Annotated in this window: 16 protein-coding genes and 2 tRNA genes; 10 read left to right on the top strand and 8 right to left on the bottom strand. The window is 67.4% G+C overall.

Annotated elements, in window-relative coordinates:
- Window positions 1-18 precede the first annotated feature (18 nt).
- A tRNA-Arg gene (locus tag BMW75_RS19225) sits at window positions 19-95 on the top strand.
- A gap of 103 nt (window positions 96-198) precedes the next feature.
- Here BMW75_RS19225 and BMW75_RS19220 read toward each other — a convergent pair.
- Window positions 199-417, bottom strand: a complete 219-nt coding sequence (locus BMW75_RS19220) for a DUF3079 domain-containing protein (RefSeq protein WP_092581444.1) — start codon at window positions 415-417, stop codon at window positions 199-201.
- A gap of 165 nt (window positions 418-582) precedes the next feature.
- On the opposite strand from BMW75_RS19220, the gene BMW75_RS19215 reads away from it, so the two are divergent.
- Window positions 583-659, top strand: a tRNA-Arg gene (locus BMW75_RS19215).
- Between the two features lie 112 nt (window positions 660-771).
- Here BMW75_RS19215 and BMW75_RS19210 read toward each other — a convergent pair.
- From BMW75_RS19210 to BMW75_RS19200, 3 genes are all read right to left on the bottom strand, one after another.
- Entirely contained in the window at window positions 772-1,020 is a 249-nt protein-coding gene (locus BMW75_RS19210; protein ID WP_172805879.1) for a hypothetical protein, read from the bottom strand.
- Between the two features lie 95 nt (window positions 1,021-1,115).
- Window positions 1,116-1,718 (bottom strand): helix-turn-helix domain-containing protein, encoded by a 603-nt coding sequence (locus BMW75_RS19205; RefSeq protein ID WP_092581443.1) that lies wholly within the window; start codon window positions 1,716-1,718, stop codon window positions 1,116-1,118.
- An 81-nt stretch (window positions 1,719-1,799) separates the two neighbouring features.
- Complete coding sequence (locus tag BMW75_RS19200) at window positions 1,800-2,645, bottom strand: NAD-dependent protein deacylase (protein ID WP_092581442.1); 846 nt, start codon at window positions 2,643-2,645, stop codon at window positions 1,800-1,802.
- 181 nt (window positions 2,646-2,826) lie between these two features.
- On the opposite strand from BMW75_RS19200, the gene BMW75_RS19195 reads away from it, so the two are divergent.
- Together BMW75_RS19195 and BMW75_RS19190 are read left to right on the top strand one after the other, a co-directional pair.
- A complete protein-coding gene (locus tag BMW75_RS19195) occupies window positions 2,827-3,441 on the top strand; it encodes a cysteine dioxygenase family protein (protein WP_092581441.1) in 615 nt (204 codons plus the stop codon).
- A gap of 80 nt (window positions 3,442-3,521) precedes the next feature.
- On the top strand, window positions 3,522-4,286 hold the full coding sequence (locus BMW75_RS19190) for an IclR family transcriptional regulator (RefSeq protein ID WP_076520062.1): 765 nt from the start codon (window positions 3,522-3,524) through the stop codon (window positions 4,284-4,286).
- Here the strand turns inward: BMW75_RS19190 and BMW75_RS19185 are convergent.
- On the bottom strand, window positions 4,195-5,844 hold the full coding sequence (locus BMW75_RS19185; protein ID WP_092581458.1) for an FAD/NAD(P)-binding protein: 1,650 nt from the start codon (window positions 5,842-5,844) through the stop codon (window positions 4,195-4,197). The two genes, BMW75_RS19190 and BMW75_RS19185, sit on opposite strands and share 92 nt — an antisense overlap.
- Window positions 5,841-6,809, bottom strand: coding sequence for a Bug family tripartite tricarboxylate transporter substrate binding protein (locus tag BMW75_RS19180; RefSeq protein WP_092581440.1), 969 nt, complete (start codon window positions 6,807-6,809; stop codon window positions 5,841-5,843). The genes BMW75_RS19185 and BMW75_RS19180 overlap by 4 nt, the downstream gene beginning before the upstream one ends.
- A gap of 305 nt (window positions 6,810-7,114) precedes the next feature.
- Between BMW75_RS19180 and BMW75_RS19175 the strand changes: the two genes are divergently transcribed.
- Genes BMW75_RS19175 through BMW75_RS19155 form a run of 5 tightly spaced genes read left to right on the top strand, consistent with a single transcriptional unit; the run spans window position 7,115 to window position 12,113 of the window.
- On the top strand, window positions 7,115-8,284 hold the full coding sequence (locus BMW75_RS19175) for a CaiB/BaiF CoA transferase family protein (protein WP_092581439.1): 1,170 nt from the start codon (window positions 7,115-7,117) through the stop codon (window positions 8,282-8,284).
- Window positions 8,281-9,003, top strand: a complete 723-nt coding sequence (locus BMW75_RS19170) for an enoyl-CoA hydratase/isomerase family protein (RefSeq protein WP_092581438.1) — start codon at window positions 8,281-8,283, stop codon at window positions 9,001-9,003. The genes BMW75_RS19175 and BMW75_RS19170 overlap by 4 nt, the downstream gene beginning before the upstream one ends.
- 29 nt (window positions 9,004-9,032) lie before the next feature.
- On the top strand, window positions 9,033-9,866 hold the full coding sequence (locus tag BMW75_RS19165; RefSeq protein ID WP_092581437.1) for a CoA transferase subunit A: 834 nt from the start codon (window positions 9,033-9,035) through the stop codon (window positions 9,864-9,866).
- Window positions 9,859-10,593 (top strand): CoA-transferase subunit beta, encoded by a 735-nt coding sequence (locus BMW75_RS19160; protein ID WP_076520067.1) that lies wholly within the window; start codon window positions 9,859-9,861, stop codon window positions 10,591-10,593. Before BMW75_RS19165 ends, BMW75_RS19160 begins: the two co-directional genes overlap by 8 nt.
- A 29-nt stretch (window positions 10,594-10,622) precedes the next feature.
- Window positions 10,623-12,113, top strand: a complete 1,491-nt coding sequence (locus tag BMW75_RS19155) for a class I adenylate-forming enzyme family protein (RefSeq protein ID WP_092581436.1) — start codon at window positions 10,623-10,625, stop codon at window positions 12,111-12,113.
- Window positions 12,114-12,159: 46 nt separating this feature from the next.
- Here BMW75_RS19155 and BMW75_RS19150 read toward each other — a convergent pair whose 3' ends face one another.
- Window positions 12,160-13,131, bottom strand: a complete 972-nt coding sequence (locus BMW75_RS19150) for a Bug family tripartite tricarboxylate transporter substrate binding protein (protein ID WP_092581435.1) — start codon at window positions 13,129-13,131, stop codon at window positions 12,160-12,162.
- A gap of 73 nt (window positions 13,132-13,204) precedes the next feature.
- Window positions 13,205-14,074, bottom strand: a complete 870-nt coding sequence (locus BMW75_RS19145; protein WP_092581434.1) for a fumarylacetoacetate hydrolase family protein — start codon at window positions 14,072-14,074, stop codon at window positions 13,205-13,207.
- 198 nt (window positions 14,075-14,272) lie between these two features.
- Here BMW75_RS19145 and BMW75_RS19140 point away from each other — a divergent pair, with 198 nt between their 5' ends.
- The gene (locus tag BMW75_RS19140) at window positions 14,273-14,941 is read left to right on the top strand and encodes a FadR/GntR family transcriptional regulator (RefSeq protein WP_092581433.1); all 669 of its coding nucleotides are present in this window, start codon (window positions 14,273-14,275) and stop codon (window positions 14,939-14,941) included.
- Window positions 14,942-14,960: the final 19 nt, after the last annotated feature.

Genomic DNA, 14,960 nt, shown 5'->3' with positions numbered 1-14,960 from the left:
TTTTGCCTCTTTGCCGGAGCGCCCGTAGCTCAGCTGGATAGAGTACCTGGCTACGAACCAGGGGGTCGTAGGTTCGAATCCTGCCGGGCGCGCCACTAACCGCAAAGAAAATAAAAAGGCCTTTGATCTTGCATCGAAGGCCTTTTTGTTTTGCCGCGCAGATTCACCCGCGCAGATTCACTTATGCGCGATTCGGTTTCAGTGGGCTGCCTCTTCTTTTGTCGATTGCGGCTTTTCGTCGGCGTCGTCGAATCCCCAGTCTCCAAACAAATACCAATCTTCCCCCAGCGACTCCGCCGGATGCATCGTGCGCCCGGAGCCATTGCCGCAGGCCATGGAATCGGTTGAGCAGTAGCGGTCGCAGCCCCAGCAGATGCGTTCGGGGTGCTTGGGGTGCAGGGGAAACTTCTTGGCCATGCTGTCTGCCTGACGTGTTCTTCTTGCGTTCAGGGTACTGCGCGGCGCCCATGCGTTTCATTGACCTGGCGCAAGCGCGGGGTCGTGATGCGCCGCAAGGGCCGATTCAGGTGGGGCGATTTGCATGGCTTGGTTTTTTCGTGTTATAAACACGCCTCTTTCGGGGCGCCCGTAGCTCAGCTGGATAGAGTACCTGGCTACGAACCAGGGGGTCGTAGGTTCGAATCCTGCCGGGCGCGCCAACTTATTCGAGATCACGCCAATACCGCGTGGTGTCAAAAAATCGCAGTCATGCGTACATGAATAGCGGCTTGATGAATTTCATCAAGCCGCTTTTCTTTTGTCCGGCAACCATCAAATGCGTCGTCGGTCCACCGCCGTCAGGGAAGTGCCGGATTTGAGGAGCTGGTAGGTCTGTCCGCCCAGCCACGTGACTTTTTCGCCGGAACTGGTGCGGCAGATGCAATGCGTTTTTGGGTCGAAGCGTGGCGTTCCCAGGGCGGAATACGCGCATGGGTCGGAAACGAAGCGTTCAATGCGATACAACGTGCCATCCGGCGATGTGGCGAGCACGTCGGTCAATCGTCTTGCGGTGCCGAGCATATTCAATACCTCCATGCGCGGGCCGTCAGGTGTCGGCGCCAAAGTCGTTTGAACAATTCATGGCACAGGCGCGATGGCATGCGTTGCGCGCTGCGCTAATGAAAGTGTCCTCCAAACAATGAATCATCGAGCTGGTCTGGCGATACGCCCAGGGCCTCCGACACGCGGTCAAGGATGACCTGCCGGGGCCGCGGGCGCGGCCGTTCCAATTCGATATAGATGGAGTGATCCACGCCCAGCCGCGCCGCCATGTCCGCGGTGCTGATGTTCAGATGCTCACGCCAGGCTCGTATCAGGCTCCAATCGTTGCCGGTTTTCAGATTGACTACAGCAGGCGGCAGATGCGCTTGCGCCCCGGCAAGCTTCTTGCGCAAGGGGGGCGGCGCGCTCGCCGGCTTTTCTTGGCCCAAGGCGTCGCCGCGCTTGCGCGCGTCGCCCCGGGGTGTCGTGTTTGCCGAAACGGCAATGAAAATCGCGCCGCCGTTCAATTGGCGGTATCTGTCATTGCCTATCCAGCAAAGGGTTTCGCCGTTGTCGAGCTTGCATTCGCAATCCAGGTGAGTATTGCTGGGCATGCCTTCAAGCTGGGCGATGGTTTCCGTCGTCGTGGCATGGCGCACAACACGGTGCAGCACCCCATCCGGCGAACGTACGAAGACGTCAGGAAGTCTCCAGGAAAACGGAATGATCATCTCCACAATCGAAACCCATTACACCACTGTATCGCCCTGGTGCGATGGTGAGATTTGGGGTTTCCCCTCGACTGTCGCGCCGTGTCATCAGACGGTGCCAGTGCCTGGCCGGATCCTCACGAATCCTCGCCTTGGCCGGACGCCGGCGGCGCCATCCCCGCGGAGAACGCGGCCGCGAGCACCCGGGGCATCACGTCGGCGGCGGCGCCGCGCAGGTTGTGATGCGCCAGCGCGTCCAGCGGCGTGGCGGCGGGGGTTGACCTGCACGATCTTGGCGCCGCCGGCCAGCGCCAGGCGGGGCAGTTCGGCGGCGGGGTACACCAGGGACGAGGTGCCTATGCTGAACAGCAGGTCGCACTGCTGCGCGGCAAGCGTGGCGTCGCGCCATGCCTGGGCAGGCAGGCTTTCTCCGAACCACACGACGCCCGGCCGCACGGGCGCGCCGCATGCGGCGCACAGGGGCGGGGCGATGCGCCGGCCGGCGTCGGGCTCGTCGGGCGTGGGCGAGGCGAAGGCCTGGGGCGCGGCGCAGCGCGAACAGCGGGGCGCATGCAGGCTGCCATGCAGATGCGTGACGTCCTGGCTGCCGGCGCGTTCGTGCAGGTCGTCCACGTTCTGGGTGATGACGGCCAGTTCCGGCACGTGGTGCGCGAGGGCCGCGATGGCATGGTGGGCGGCGTTGGGCGCGGCGCGCAGGACCTGCGCGCGGCGCCATTCGTACCAGCCCCACACGATGTCGGGATGCTCGCGGAAGGCCTCGGGCGTGGCCAGCGCCTGGGCGTCGAAGCGCGACCACAGGCCCGTCAGGGCGTCGCGGAAGGTGGCGATGCCGCTTTCGGCGGACACCCCCGCGCCCGTGAAGACGACGACGCGCCGCGCGGCGCGCAGCGCCTGCGCCAACGCGGGAGCAATATCGTGATGCGTGTTTTTCATTTCCAACCTTGCAGACAGTCCACTACGCTGCCCGTCCCGCCAAGGACCTGTCAAGGGCGGCGTGTGGCCATTACCCGGGTCATGAGTGGGGCGGCGCGTGCGCCTGCGTCCTGAATGGTGGATACTGCTTTTTCAATCTGGGATTTCAATCTGGGATTTCAATTCGCCTTGGAGATGTGCAATGCCCGAATCGATCACCGGCCTGGAACGGCTGCGCAGCTTTATCGCCATCGCGACGCGCTTGGCCTCGCCGCAGGCGCTGGCGCAGACCCCCGAGCTTGCCGCCGCCTTCGCCGACCTGGTGGGCCACGATGACTGGCTGCCCGAGGCCTGTACCGTGCCGCACCCGCAGTACTACCAGCAATACCTACTGCATTGCGATCCGCTGGAGCGTTTTTCGCTGGTGAGCTTCGTCTGGGGGCCGGGCCAGTTCACGCCGGTGCACGATCACGAAGTCTGGGGCTACGTGGGCATGCTGCGCGGGGCCGAGATCAATCAGCGTTACATGCGCGCCGCCGACGGCCGGCTGGCCCCCGCAGGAGAGCCCACGACCTTGCGGCCCGGCGACGTCGAGCGCCTGTCTCCGGCCGAGGGCGACATCCATCGCGTTTCCAATGCCTATCCCGACCGAGTCTCCATCAGCGTGCATCTGTATGGCGGCAATATCGGGGCCGTGTCGCGCCACGTCTTCGATGTGGAAACCGGACAGGCCAAGCCCTTTGTCTCCGGCTACTCGTCGGCCACGCTGCCCAATTTGTGGGACAGGTCCGCCGCGGTCCGCGCCGCGCTGGGGTAGCGTCGCCGACGCCATGAAACGCTGTTCCCGCGCCGCGTCTCATGCTATGTTCGCGTCCTAAATATTAGGAAAAATCACGAATGGACAAGACGCTGCTCAAAGGCCTGATGGTGTTGGAAGCGGTGACCGATGTGGACAATCCGCCGCGCACCATCGATGCGCTGGCCGCGCGGGTGGGGCTGACGCGCAGCAATACGCATCGCACCTTGCAGACGCTGATCCACGCGGGCTACGTCATCAAGGACGATGACGGCGGCGGCTATCGCGGCGCCGTGCGCCTATTCGAACTGGCGGCGCGGCAACTGGCGCAACTGGACGTGCGCAAGCTGGCCGCGCCGCACATGCGCACGCTGGCGGACCAGACCGGCGAAACCGTGCACCTGTCGGTGCTGGACGGCTTTGATGTGGTCTACGTGGACAAGATCGACAGCCCGCAGCCCATCCGCGCGTATTCCATGGTGGGCGGACGGGCGCCGGCCTACGCGGTCGCCACCGGCAAGGCGCTGCTGGCCTATCAGGTCGAAGGCTACGTCGAGCGCTATGAGGACCAGCTGGTCCGCCACACGCCGTCCACCATCGTGTCCATGGCCTTGTTGAAGGACGAACTGCGCAAGATTGCCCGCGCGGGCTACGCGGTCAATCGCGGCGAATGGCGCGAAGGGGTGGGCGGGCTGGCCGTGACCGTGTTCAACAGCCTGGACCAGCCCGTGGCGGCGGTCGGCATCTCGGGCCCGCTGGACCGCCTGAGCGCCGCTAGGATGAAGCAGCTTGCGCCGGATGTGGCGGCCTGTGCGCAGTCCATTTCGCAGGGGATGGGATATCGCCGGGGCTTTCTGGATCAGTAGCGGGCGCGGCGCGCAGGTCGGCCGCGATACGCACGGCCTGGTCGCGCGCCAGGCGGGCATTCACGTCCATGGACGTGGTCCAGAAGTAGGTGCCGCCTGCCAGGCTGCCCAATACGGAAAGGCCCGCCAGGACCCGGCCGCTGGCATTTTTGACGCAGCCGGTGCCGTAGTCGAGCGCCAGCCCGCCGTGAGGATCGGCCTGGGCATGCCCCTCGCGTAGCAGGCCGGACACGAGCGGATCTTGCGTACGCTGCGCATCCACTGAGAAGCTGGTCGCGTTGATGAGATATCGGCTGCGATGTTCGATCTGGCCGCGCGGCGTGCGCAGGCGCGTGACGAAAAGGCCGCTGGCGGCGTCGTGGACGCTGTCGCAATAGCCCGCGGCAACAGCGAGCTGACCCGTGCCGAACAAGGCCTGCAGCTTGAGCGCGTTGCGCATCGGGAAGGTCGCACGGCGCGCCATCCAGAGCGATCGCCACTGCGACTGGAAACGGCGCCGTTCGCCATCCGGGATCAGATGCCAGATCTGGTCCACCGCAGCATTGGTGGCCGCCGCCACCGCCTGCCACGGCCGCGGCGCCGCGGCCGAGCGCTGAATTTCCTCTTCGAGCGCGGACCGCGCATCGCGGTCCGGTCCGAGCAGGTCATCGTCTTCCAGCGATCCGTTCAGCGCCAGCACCTCGTCCCGCAGCGCCTGCCAGACGACGTCCAGGGTCAGCGCGCCGCCGTGGCGGGCGGCCAGCGCCACCGCGCCGTCGCGGCTCAGGCGCTGCAGGGCGTCGGGCGCGCGGTTGTGCGGGCTGCGCACCGAAGGCAGGCGCCCATTGCGCGAGGCGCACAGAATGGGGCCGCGGTGGCCGGCCTGCTGCAGGGCCGCCACGGCGTCCACCGCGCTCAGGCTGGTGCCGACGACGCACACCGACGCATCGGGCGCGATGCCGGCCGTCAGGGTGCAAACCGGATACGGGCTGTTGAAATAGCCGGGCGCGTCTTCCAGCGAGGGGAACGCCTGCGACGGCAGATTGCCGTTGCACAGCACGACGCGGCGCGCCAGCAGCGGTTCGCCGGCGTCGGGTTCGACGCGCACGCGTCCGTCGGCCAGGGGCGCCACGCGGCCGACACGGCTGGGCACGTGCGCCAGGGTCGCGCCCAGCGCCTGCGCAAGCTGGCGGCAGCGCGCGTAAACCGCGCGCATGTAGGCGCCGAACAGCGGCCGGGGCAGGAAGTCCGCAGGGTCGATGGACCCGACGCCGTACCCCGCCAGCCAGCCCGGATCCTGTTCACGCAGCCAGTCGACGAAGTCCAGCCTGCGGTCCGCGCGCGCCGACATGTTGCCGGCCGGGATGTTGAGCAGGTTGCTGCGCAGGTCGTCCTGGTAGGCAGCGCCCGGCCCGGGCTCGGGCTGGGGCTCGAAAAGGTGGATCGTCAACGCGCCCGCGCCCGGCGCCGCCTGGAGCGCCAGCAGGAACTGATACAGGAAGCTGACGCCGACCGAGCCGCCGCCCACGATGGCCAGGTCGGTTGCGGCCTGCCGGCCCGCCGAGGGGGGCGGCATCATTTCGCCGCCGACAGGCGCACCACGTCCGCCCATCGCGCGACCTCCTGCTTGAGCATGCGGCTGGTGTCGGCGGGCGAGGTGGCGATGGCGTCCGCACCCAGCTTCAACGCGGCCTGCTGTACGGAATCCATCGCGGCGGCCTTGCGCATGCCGGCCGACAACTTCTCGACGACCGCGGGCGGCGTGCCCGCCGGCGCGAGCAAGGCGTAGGTGGTGGCAACCGAGTAATCCTTTACGCCCTGTTCCATCAGCGTGGGGAGGTCGGGCAGGGCCGTGGCGCGCTTGGCGGTCGTGACGCCCAGCAGGCGGATCTTGCCGCTGGCCACCTGCGGCAGCAGCGCGGGCAGCGTTTCGATGACCATATCGATCTGGCCGCCCAAAAGATCCGTGATGGCCGGCCCGCTGCCGCGATACGGCACGTGCATGAGCCGTGTGCCGGTCACCGCCTGGAAGAGTTCCCCCGCCATGTGCTGCGAGGTGCCGGGGCCGGCCGATCCGAACGTGATCGACCCGGGCTTGCTCTTGGCGAGCGCGATCAGCTCCTGCACGTTCTTGGCCGGGATTTTGCTGCTGTTCACCGCCACGGCCATCGGCATGCTGGTGGCCATCGACACGCCGACAAAGGCGGTGCCGAAATCGTAGCCTGGCTTGTCGGGCATGGCCGCGTGGATGGCATGACTGCCCACCGCGCCCATCAGCAGCGTGTAGCCGTCGCCGGCCGACTTGGCGACGAACTCCGCGCCGATTTCGCCGCCCGCGCCCGCCTTGTTTTCCACCACGACGCTCTGGCCCAGATAGTCACCCAGGTGCTGCGCGTAGATGCGCGCCGCGGCGTCGGTCGCGCCGCCCGGCGGAAACGGGACCACCATGCGCACCGGTTTCGTGGGCCAGGTGTCGGCGGCCGCCGGTTGGGCTCCCAGCGCCAGCACCGTGCTGGCCAGGGCAATACGCCAAAACAGTTTCATGCAAGTCTCCTCGGTGGGGCGGGCCGGCATGCGTGGGCCTTTCCCTGGGACGGGGAGGCCGTGCTGCGGTCCTTTTTATAAATCCTAAAATATAGGATTGAAATTTCAATAAATGGTTTACCTAGAATTCCACACGGTGCTATGCTGGTCAACAATTAACCGATGGACTAAGGGATTGCACTAGGAACACGCCAGGAAATGCCGGTTTTCGCCCTCACAGGGCTGGATCATGCCATCCTTCATCGTCGATACTTAGATTGTTTTTCGCATCCCAAATATTGAATTTTCATAACGAGAGGTCAGACATGACACCCAGTTCGGCGCTGGCCGGCATCACGGTGCTGGAGATTTGCAACGTTGCAGCGGGACCCTTTTGCGGCATGTTGTTGGCGGACATGGGCGCGGACGTGATCAAGGTGGAAAACCCGGAGGGCGGCGACACGCTGCGCAGCTGGCCGCCCATTTCCGACGGCTACAGCGAAAACTTCGCCTCGCTCAACCGCAACAAGCGGTCCGTGACGTTGAACCTGAAAGACCCCGGCGATCTCGCCCTCGCGCGTGAACTGGCGCTGCGCGCCGACGTGCTCATCGAGAACAACCGCCCGGGCGTGATGGACCGCCTGGGCCTGGGCTATGTCCAGTTGCGCGAGGCCAATCCCAGGCTGGTGTACTGCTCGATCTCGGCCTACGGCCAGTCGGGTCCGCGCGCGCAGGAAGGCGGCTTCGACCTCACCATCCAGGCCATGAGCGGCATCATGAGCGTGACTGGCGAGCCCGGCGGAGAGCCCGTCAAATGCGGCGTGCCGCTGGCGGATTTCTCGGCGGGCCTGTACGGCGCCTTCGCCATCGCGTCGGCGCTGCGCGCGGCCCAGGCCAGCGGCCAGGGCACGCACATCGACGTGCCGATGCTGGGCGCCACGCTGGGCATCGCGGCCTTGCAGACGTCCGAGTTCTTCGGCAGCGGCAAGGACCCGGTCAAGCTGGGTTCGGCGCATCCGCGCAACGCGCCGTACCAGGCGTTTCGCTGCAAGAACGGCTACTTCGGCATGGCCGCGGGCAACCAGGCGCTATGGAAGGCCGTATGCGCGACGGTGGGACGCGATGACCTGCTGGCGGATCCGCGCTTCACGGACACCAGCGCGCGCGCCCGCAATCAGACCGCGCTGCGCGACATCCTGGAGGCCATCTTTGCCGAACACGATGCGCAAGCGTGGCTGGCGCGCTTTCGCGCGGCCGGCGTGCCTTGCGCGCCGATCAATACCTATTCGGAAGTGCTGGCCGATCCGCAGGTCGAGCACATGGGCTGGGTGCAGCCGCTGGAATTGCCCAATGGCGTGCAGACCCGCACGTTCGGGCTGCCGGTGCGATTCGATGGCGAAACCACGGCGTTGCGGCGCCGTCCCCCCGCGCTGGGCGAGCACAACGACGACGTGCTGGGACCGCTGCGCGCCGCTGCCAAGGGAGCGGCGGCATGAGCGGCGTCCTGCGTATCGACCGCCAGGGGCCGCGGCATGTGTTGACGCTGGCGCGGCCCGAGAAAATGAACGCGCTGTCGGCGGACCTGGTCGAGGCCCTGATCGCGGCGCTGGACGAGGCCGAGGCGCAGCGCGCCAAAGTCATCGTGCTGCAGGGCGAAGGCAAGAACTTCAGCGCGGGCTTTGACTTCGGCGACTGGCAGTCACAGAGCGAAGGCGACCTGCTGCTGCGGTTCGTGCGCATCGAAACCTTGCTGCAGCGGCTGGCGGCATCGCCGTGCCTTACGGTGGCGCTCGCGCACGGCCGCAATTTCGGCGCGGGCGTCGACGTGTTCGGCGCCTGCAAGTGGCGCATCGGCGCGCCGGACGCGACCTTCCGCATGCCAGGCCTGAAATTCGGCCTGGTGCTGGGCACGCGTCGCTTCGCGGCGCTGGTCGGCGCGGAGCGTGCGCGCACGATTCTTGAACAGGCCGCGACGTTCAACGCCGAAGACGCCTTGCGCGACGGATTCGCCAGCCGGCTTGCGCCGCCCCAGGAATGGGCGCAGATCGGCGAGCAGGCGCTGGAGACGGCCGCCGCCCTGACGGACGAGAGCCGCGCGCAGCTTTATGCGGCCCTGTCGCAGGAAGCGCCGGATACCGACCTGGCGCGGCTGGTGCGCTCGGCATCGGCGCCCGGTTTGAAAGACCGCGTGGCGGCATATCTGCAGGCGCGCTAGCCGCGCCCCATGGAGCAGGAGGGAAGACAATGGCTTCAGGATTCAACCAAAAGAACAAGCAATGCTCGCTGCAGGAACTGGCTGCGCTGGTGCCCGACGGCGCATCGATCGCGCTGGGGGGCAGCTTCCTGCATCGCGGACCGTTCGCCTTCGTGCGCGAGCTCATCCGCCAGGAAAAGCGCAACCTCGAACTCATCAAGCAATCGCCCGGTTATGACGTGGACATCCTGTGCCGCGCGGGCGTGCTGCGCCGCGTGCGCGCGGGCATCGTCGCAATGGAAGGCAACTTCGGCCTCGCGCCCTGGTATCGGCGCGCCGTGGAACGCCATGAGATCGAACTGGAAGAACACGCCTGCGCCAGCCTCACGGCGGGATTGCGAGCGGCCGCCTTCGGCGTGCCGTTCCAGCCCTGCGGGGGCCTGCACGGCAGCGGCCTGCCGGAACTCAATGGCTGGAAATGCCTGGACGATCCGTATGGCAGCGGCGAGAAGACCTGGGTGGTCCCGGCCATACGGCCGGATTTCGCCGTGATCCAGGCCTCCGAAGTCGACGCGCAGGGCAACGTGCGCGTGGCGGGCACGGCGCACTGGGATCGCATCATGTCGCGCGCCGCGGGCAGCGTGCTGGTGGTGGCCGAGAAGGTCGTGGACAGCGCGGTGTTCGAGGCCCAGCCCGAATCCACGCTGGTGCCGTATTTCATGGTGCAGGCCTACGCGGTGGTGCCGGGCGGCGCCTGGCCGGGGTCGTGCTGGCCCGCCTACGCCATCGACTATCCGGCGGTGGAGACCTACATGGACAAGAACAGCGATCTGCGGGCGCACATGGCCGCGGCGCCTGAAGCGCGGGAGGGGAATCATGGCTGAACAATGGTCGGGCTTTTCATACATCGTCACCAATCTGGCGCGCTTCATCCGCCCGGACGAGATCACCTTCAGCGGCGTGAATTCCACCATGCCCATGCTGGCCTGCCTGCTGGCCAAGCGTGCCTACGACTGGGACTTCGTCTACATCAACGTGGCCGGGGGCGTGAACCCGCGGCCCTCGCATATTCCGCTTTCCAGTTCGGATCCGGTGCTGGCCGAGCACACGGCCTCGATCTTCTCGAACGAAGACTTCTACGACCTGTGCACGCGGGGACGCATGGACCTGACGTTTCTTGGGGCCGCGCAGATCGACGGCGCGGGCTGCGCCAACAATTCCTGCATCGGCGACTGGCATGAACCCAAGGTGCGCCTGCCGGGCGGCGGGGGCGGGGCGGTGATGCTGCCCACGGCCCGGCGCGCCTGCACCTGGCGCACCGAGCATTCGCGCCGCACCTTCGTGCCCAAGCTGGACTTCATGACCTCCTGGGGCGGCTTTCATGGCGTGGTGACCCCGATCGCGGTGTTCGTCAAGCGCGAGGGCCGGCTGGCGCTGCAGTCCTGGCATCCGGAATCCAGCCTGTCCGAGGTGCGCGAGCGCACGGGTTTCGAGTTCGACGCCACGGGCGCCGGTCCGACTGAACCGCCCACGGAAAGCGAAGCCCGCGCCTTGCGCGAGCTGGACGCCGACGGGCAGTTCGAGCGCGACGCCGCCGTCGCGCTGCGCTGACGCCGCTTCCAGACCTAAGGGGAAACTTCATGACGAAAGCCGATGCCACGGTCGTGGCGGCGTTTGCACGCCTGTGGATGCAGCCGGACCGGGCGGCGCTGCCCGCCATCGTGACCGCCGAGGAAACGTTGACCTATGCGGACTTGCATCGCCGCGTGGGACAGGTGGCGGGCGGCCTGCGCGCCGCCGGCGTTGCCCAGGGCGATTACGTCGGCGTGGCGATGGAGCGGTCGCTGGCGCAGGTGGTTGCCATCCTGGGCGCGATGGCCGCGGGGGCGTGCCCGTGTCCGTTGGAACCCCGCCTGTCGGCCGACGAAACCGCCCGGCGGGTGGCCGCCGTGGGCCTGACCTGGATGCTGGCCGACGAATCCAATACGGCGGTCGTCCAGGCCTGCGGGCTGCCTGCCGCGCGCCTGCTGGACGCGGCCCAGACCGCGCAGGGCGAGTGTGACTGGACCGGGGCCGGCGTGGCCGCCGATGTGCCGGGCCTGCTGCTGTTCACGTCGGGCAGCACCGGCAACCCGAAGGGCGTGCTGCTCAGCCATCGGGGCCTGGCAAACAATGCGCGCGGCGTGCTGGCGCACACGGAACTGACGCCCGCCGACCGCCTGCTGCACGTCATGCCGCTGCACCACACCAACGCGCTGAACAACCAGATCTTCGCGCCGCTGCTGGCGGGCGCCAGCGTGGCGCTGGCCGGCCGATTCCGCGCCGAAGACATGCCCGGACTGCTGACCGCCTTCCGGCCCACCATCATCACCGGCGTGCCGACCATGTATGCGCGCATGCTGGACCTCGCCTTCGATCCGGACAGCCTCGCCGGGCTGCGTTTTGCGCGCTGCGGTTCGGCGCCCATCACCGAGGCCCTGCACCGGCGCATCGAAGCCTTCCTGGGCTGCCCGCTGGTCGTGTCCTACGGGTTGTCCGAGGCCACCTGCACGTCCACCATGAATCCGCCCGCGGCGCGGCGCGTCGGCTCGGTGGGCACGGTGCTGCAAGGGCAGGACGTCAGCCTGCGCCTGCCCGACGGCAGCCTTGCCCCGCCAGGCGCGGAGGGCGAGATCTGCATCGCGGGGGATAGCCTGATGCTGGGCTACCTGGGCGTGGACAGCGCCGACGCGGGGACGCCCACGTTGCTGCGCACCGGCGACCTGGGACGATTCGACGCGCAGGGATACCTGGCCATCACCGGCCGCATCAAGGACGTGATTATCCGGGGCGGCGAGAACCTCTCGCCTGCCCTGATCGAAGGCGTCGTGACGGGCCTGGCGGGCGTGGCCGCGTGCTGCGTGGTGGGCGCGCCCGACGAGGACCTGGGCGAGACCCCCGTGATCTTCGTGCAACGCAAGGGGGATGCCGCGCCCGACGCGGCGGGCATCCAGGCCGAGGTGCTGGCGCGGTTGGGCCGCATCTACGTGCCGCGCGAGGTGTTCTTTGTGGACCGCCTGCCCGAGAACGCGGTGGGCAAGGTGGACCGCAAGGCGCTGGCGCGGCAGGCGGCGGCGCGGGAAACGGTGTGACGCGGGGGGATGCCCGGCCCGGCGGGTGCGCGCGGGGCCGGGCGTCTTACTCGACCTTGCCGATCCGCTGGACCGCCACCTCCAGCGATGCAGAGTCCTTTTTCCAGTACGCGTCGAAGTCCGGCGCGTCCAGGTATTGCACGGGACTGCCGGTGCCGGCGATGCGGGCCTGCAGCGTGGGGTCATCCGCGATCTGCTTGACGGCCCGGCGCAGCGTGTCGATCACGGCGGGCGGCGTGCCCGCCAGCGCGAAGACGCCGGACCACTGCACGAAGCTCGCGTCATACCCGCGCGATTTCAGCGAGGGCACCTGCGGCAGGCTGTCCAGCTTGCCCTCGCCCCAATGCGCCAGCGGCCTGACACGCCCGGCCTGGATGAGCGGCATGACGCTGGACGGCCCGGTGGCCAGCGCATCGACCTGGCCGCCCACCAGCGCCTGCACCGCCGGCCCCGCGCCCGTGAACGGCACGTGCATCATCTTGATGCCGGCCGCGTTCTGCAGCATCTCCATCGGCACGTGCATCGTGCCGTAGATGCCCGAACTCCCATAGCTCAGCTTGCCGCCTTGTTTCCTGGCCGCCTCGATGAATTCGTCCAAGGTCTTGTAGGGCGCATCCGCGCGCACCACCAGCACGGTGGGATCGGCCGTGATGCGGGCGATGGGTACGAACTGGTCCAGTTGATAGGCCGGCTTGCGTTCCAGCAGGCGGTCGGCGGCCGGCAGGATGGAAATCGACGAGAGGCTCATCAGCAGCGTGTAGCCGTCGGGCTTGGCGCGGCCCGCCTGGCCGATGCCGATGGCTCCACCGGCGCCGCCCTTGTTCTCGATCACGATGGGCTGGCCCAGTTTGTCGCCCAGGGCCTGGGCGAGCGGACGGGCGATGGTGTCGGCGACGCCGCCGGGCGGGAAGGGCACCACCAGGGTCACGGGACGCTCGGGATAGCCGGCAGCCGATGCGGTCGCCGTCCCGAGGCATAGCAGGGCGGCCGCGGCCACCTGTTTGCAGCGCAGATTCATGTCTCACTCCTGTTGATATGCGGTGTGCTGCGCGGCGCCGGTTTCTTGTGACCGGCGCTCTTTCTACCCCGCTTCAGACGAACCGGTTTTCGATCCTGCCGATGCCGTCGATCTCGATCCGAACCGTGTCGCCGCTTTTCAGAAACTGCGGCGGATTCAGGCCCTGGCCCACGCCAGCCGGCGTGCCGGTGGCGATGACGTCGCCCGGATACAGGGTGATGCCGCGCGAGCAGGTTTCGATCAGCGTCGGGATGTCGAAGATCAGGTCTTCCGTGTTGCCGTCCTGGCGCAACTCGCCGTTCACCCAGCAGCGCACGCGTGTTTTCTGGCCGTCCAGCTCGTCGGCCGTGACCAGCCACGGGCCCATCGGGCAGAACGTGTCGAAGGACTTGCCCAGGTCCCATTGCTGATGGCGCATCTGCACGTCGCGCGCCGTGACGTCGTTGACGACGGTGTATGCGACCACATGGCTCATTGCCTCGGCGCGCGAGATGTTGCGCCCGCCCTTGCCGATGACCACCGCCAGTTCGGCTTCGTAGTCGATCTTGTCGGAGATGCCGGTGGGCAGCGTCACATCAGCCCACGGGCCGACCACGGTTTGCGGCACTTTGGTGAAGACGATGGGCCAGGATTCCGGGTTGGCGTCGTTGTCCTTGAATACGGAATCGCGCAGTTCCTTGGCATGCGCGTGGTAATTGCGGCCCACGCAGAACAGGTTGCGCGGCTGCGCCGGCAGCGGGGCTTCGTGTTGGACCTGGTCCCAGCGATAGGACGGACCCGTCTGCGCGGGCAGGGCGCGGCCCTCGGCCAGCCATTGCACGGCCGTCAGCGCGCCGGCGGCCGCCAGCGCCGGGGGAAAGTCCAGCGCGGTCACCGCGCTGCCGTCGTCCGTGACCACGCCCACGCGCCGCTCGCCGTTGACTCGAAATACCGCGATTTTCATGCTTGCTCCTATGGCAGCCGCGGCCGCCCTTGATGGTGTACCAAAAGATACCAATTTGACCTAATGATCGGCCCAATTGCGGGTTGTTGGGCAGGATAAACCAAAAATTGCCCTTGGCGAATGGGTTGTTTCCAGGCTGACGCGCCTATATTGGACTGATTTGGTATCATCGCGCGGTGATCCCACCCCGGAGTCCCCATGGACAAAGCCTCCGCCATGCGCGCGGTCATCATCGAAAACCTTCAATCCGGCGCGTGGCCGGCCGGCCATCGCCTGCCGACCGAGCGCGCGCTGAGCGAGCAGTTCGGCCTGAGCCGGTCCACCGTGCGCCGCACGCTCTCGCAATTGAAGGAAGAAGGCCTCATTTCGCAGCGCGTGGGCAGCGGCACCTATGCCAATCCGCCTTCCACGCTGGCGCAGACCGAGGCCCTGTTGCGCGGCGAGGTGCTGTCCACCAGCCCGGCCGAACTGATGGCCGCGCGCCTGGTGCTGGAGCCGGCCATCGCCGCGCTGGTGGTGCAGCACGGCACGCCCGCCGACTTCGCCGCGATGCAGCACGCGTGCGAGCAAGCCGAGGCCGCGACCAGCTTCGAGGCGTTCGAAGTGTGGGATGCCAAGCTGCACGCGCTGATGGCCACGGCCACCCACAATCTGTTCATTGAAAAGGTCTTTGCGCTGATGACCGCGGCGCGCTCGCAGGCCACGTGGGGCGCGCTCAAGCGCAAGAGCCTTACGCCCGAGCGGCGCGCGGCGTATCAGGCAGAACATCGCGAGATCGTCGAGGCGCTGCACGACCGCGACGCCGACCGCGCCATGGCGGCCGTGCGCCGGCACCTGCTGCACGTCCGGGACAACCTGCTGGGATAGGGCGCCGGCGGGCGCGCAG

Origin of the sequence: Achromobacter sp. NFACC18-2 (assembly GCF_900108985.1) — a bacterium.
In the GTDB taxonomy this organism is placed as follows: Bacteria; Pseudomonadota; Gammaproteobacteria; order Burkholderiales; family Burkholderiaceae_B; genus Achromobacter.
The sequence above is the reverse complement of the archived record's forward strand: the minus strand, read 5'-3'. Positions and strand labels throughout refer to the sequence as shown.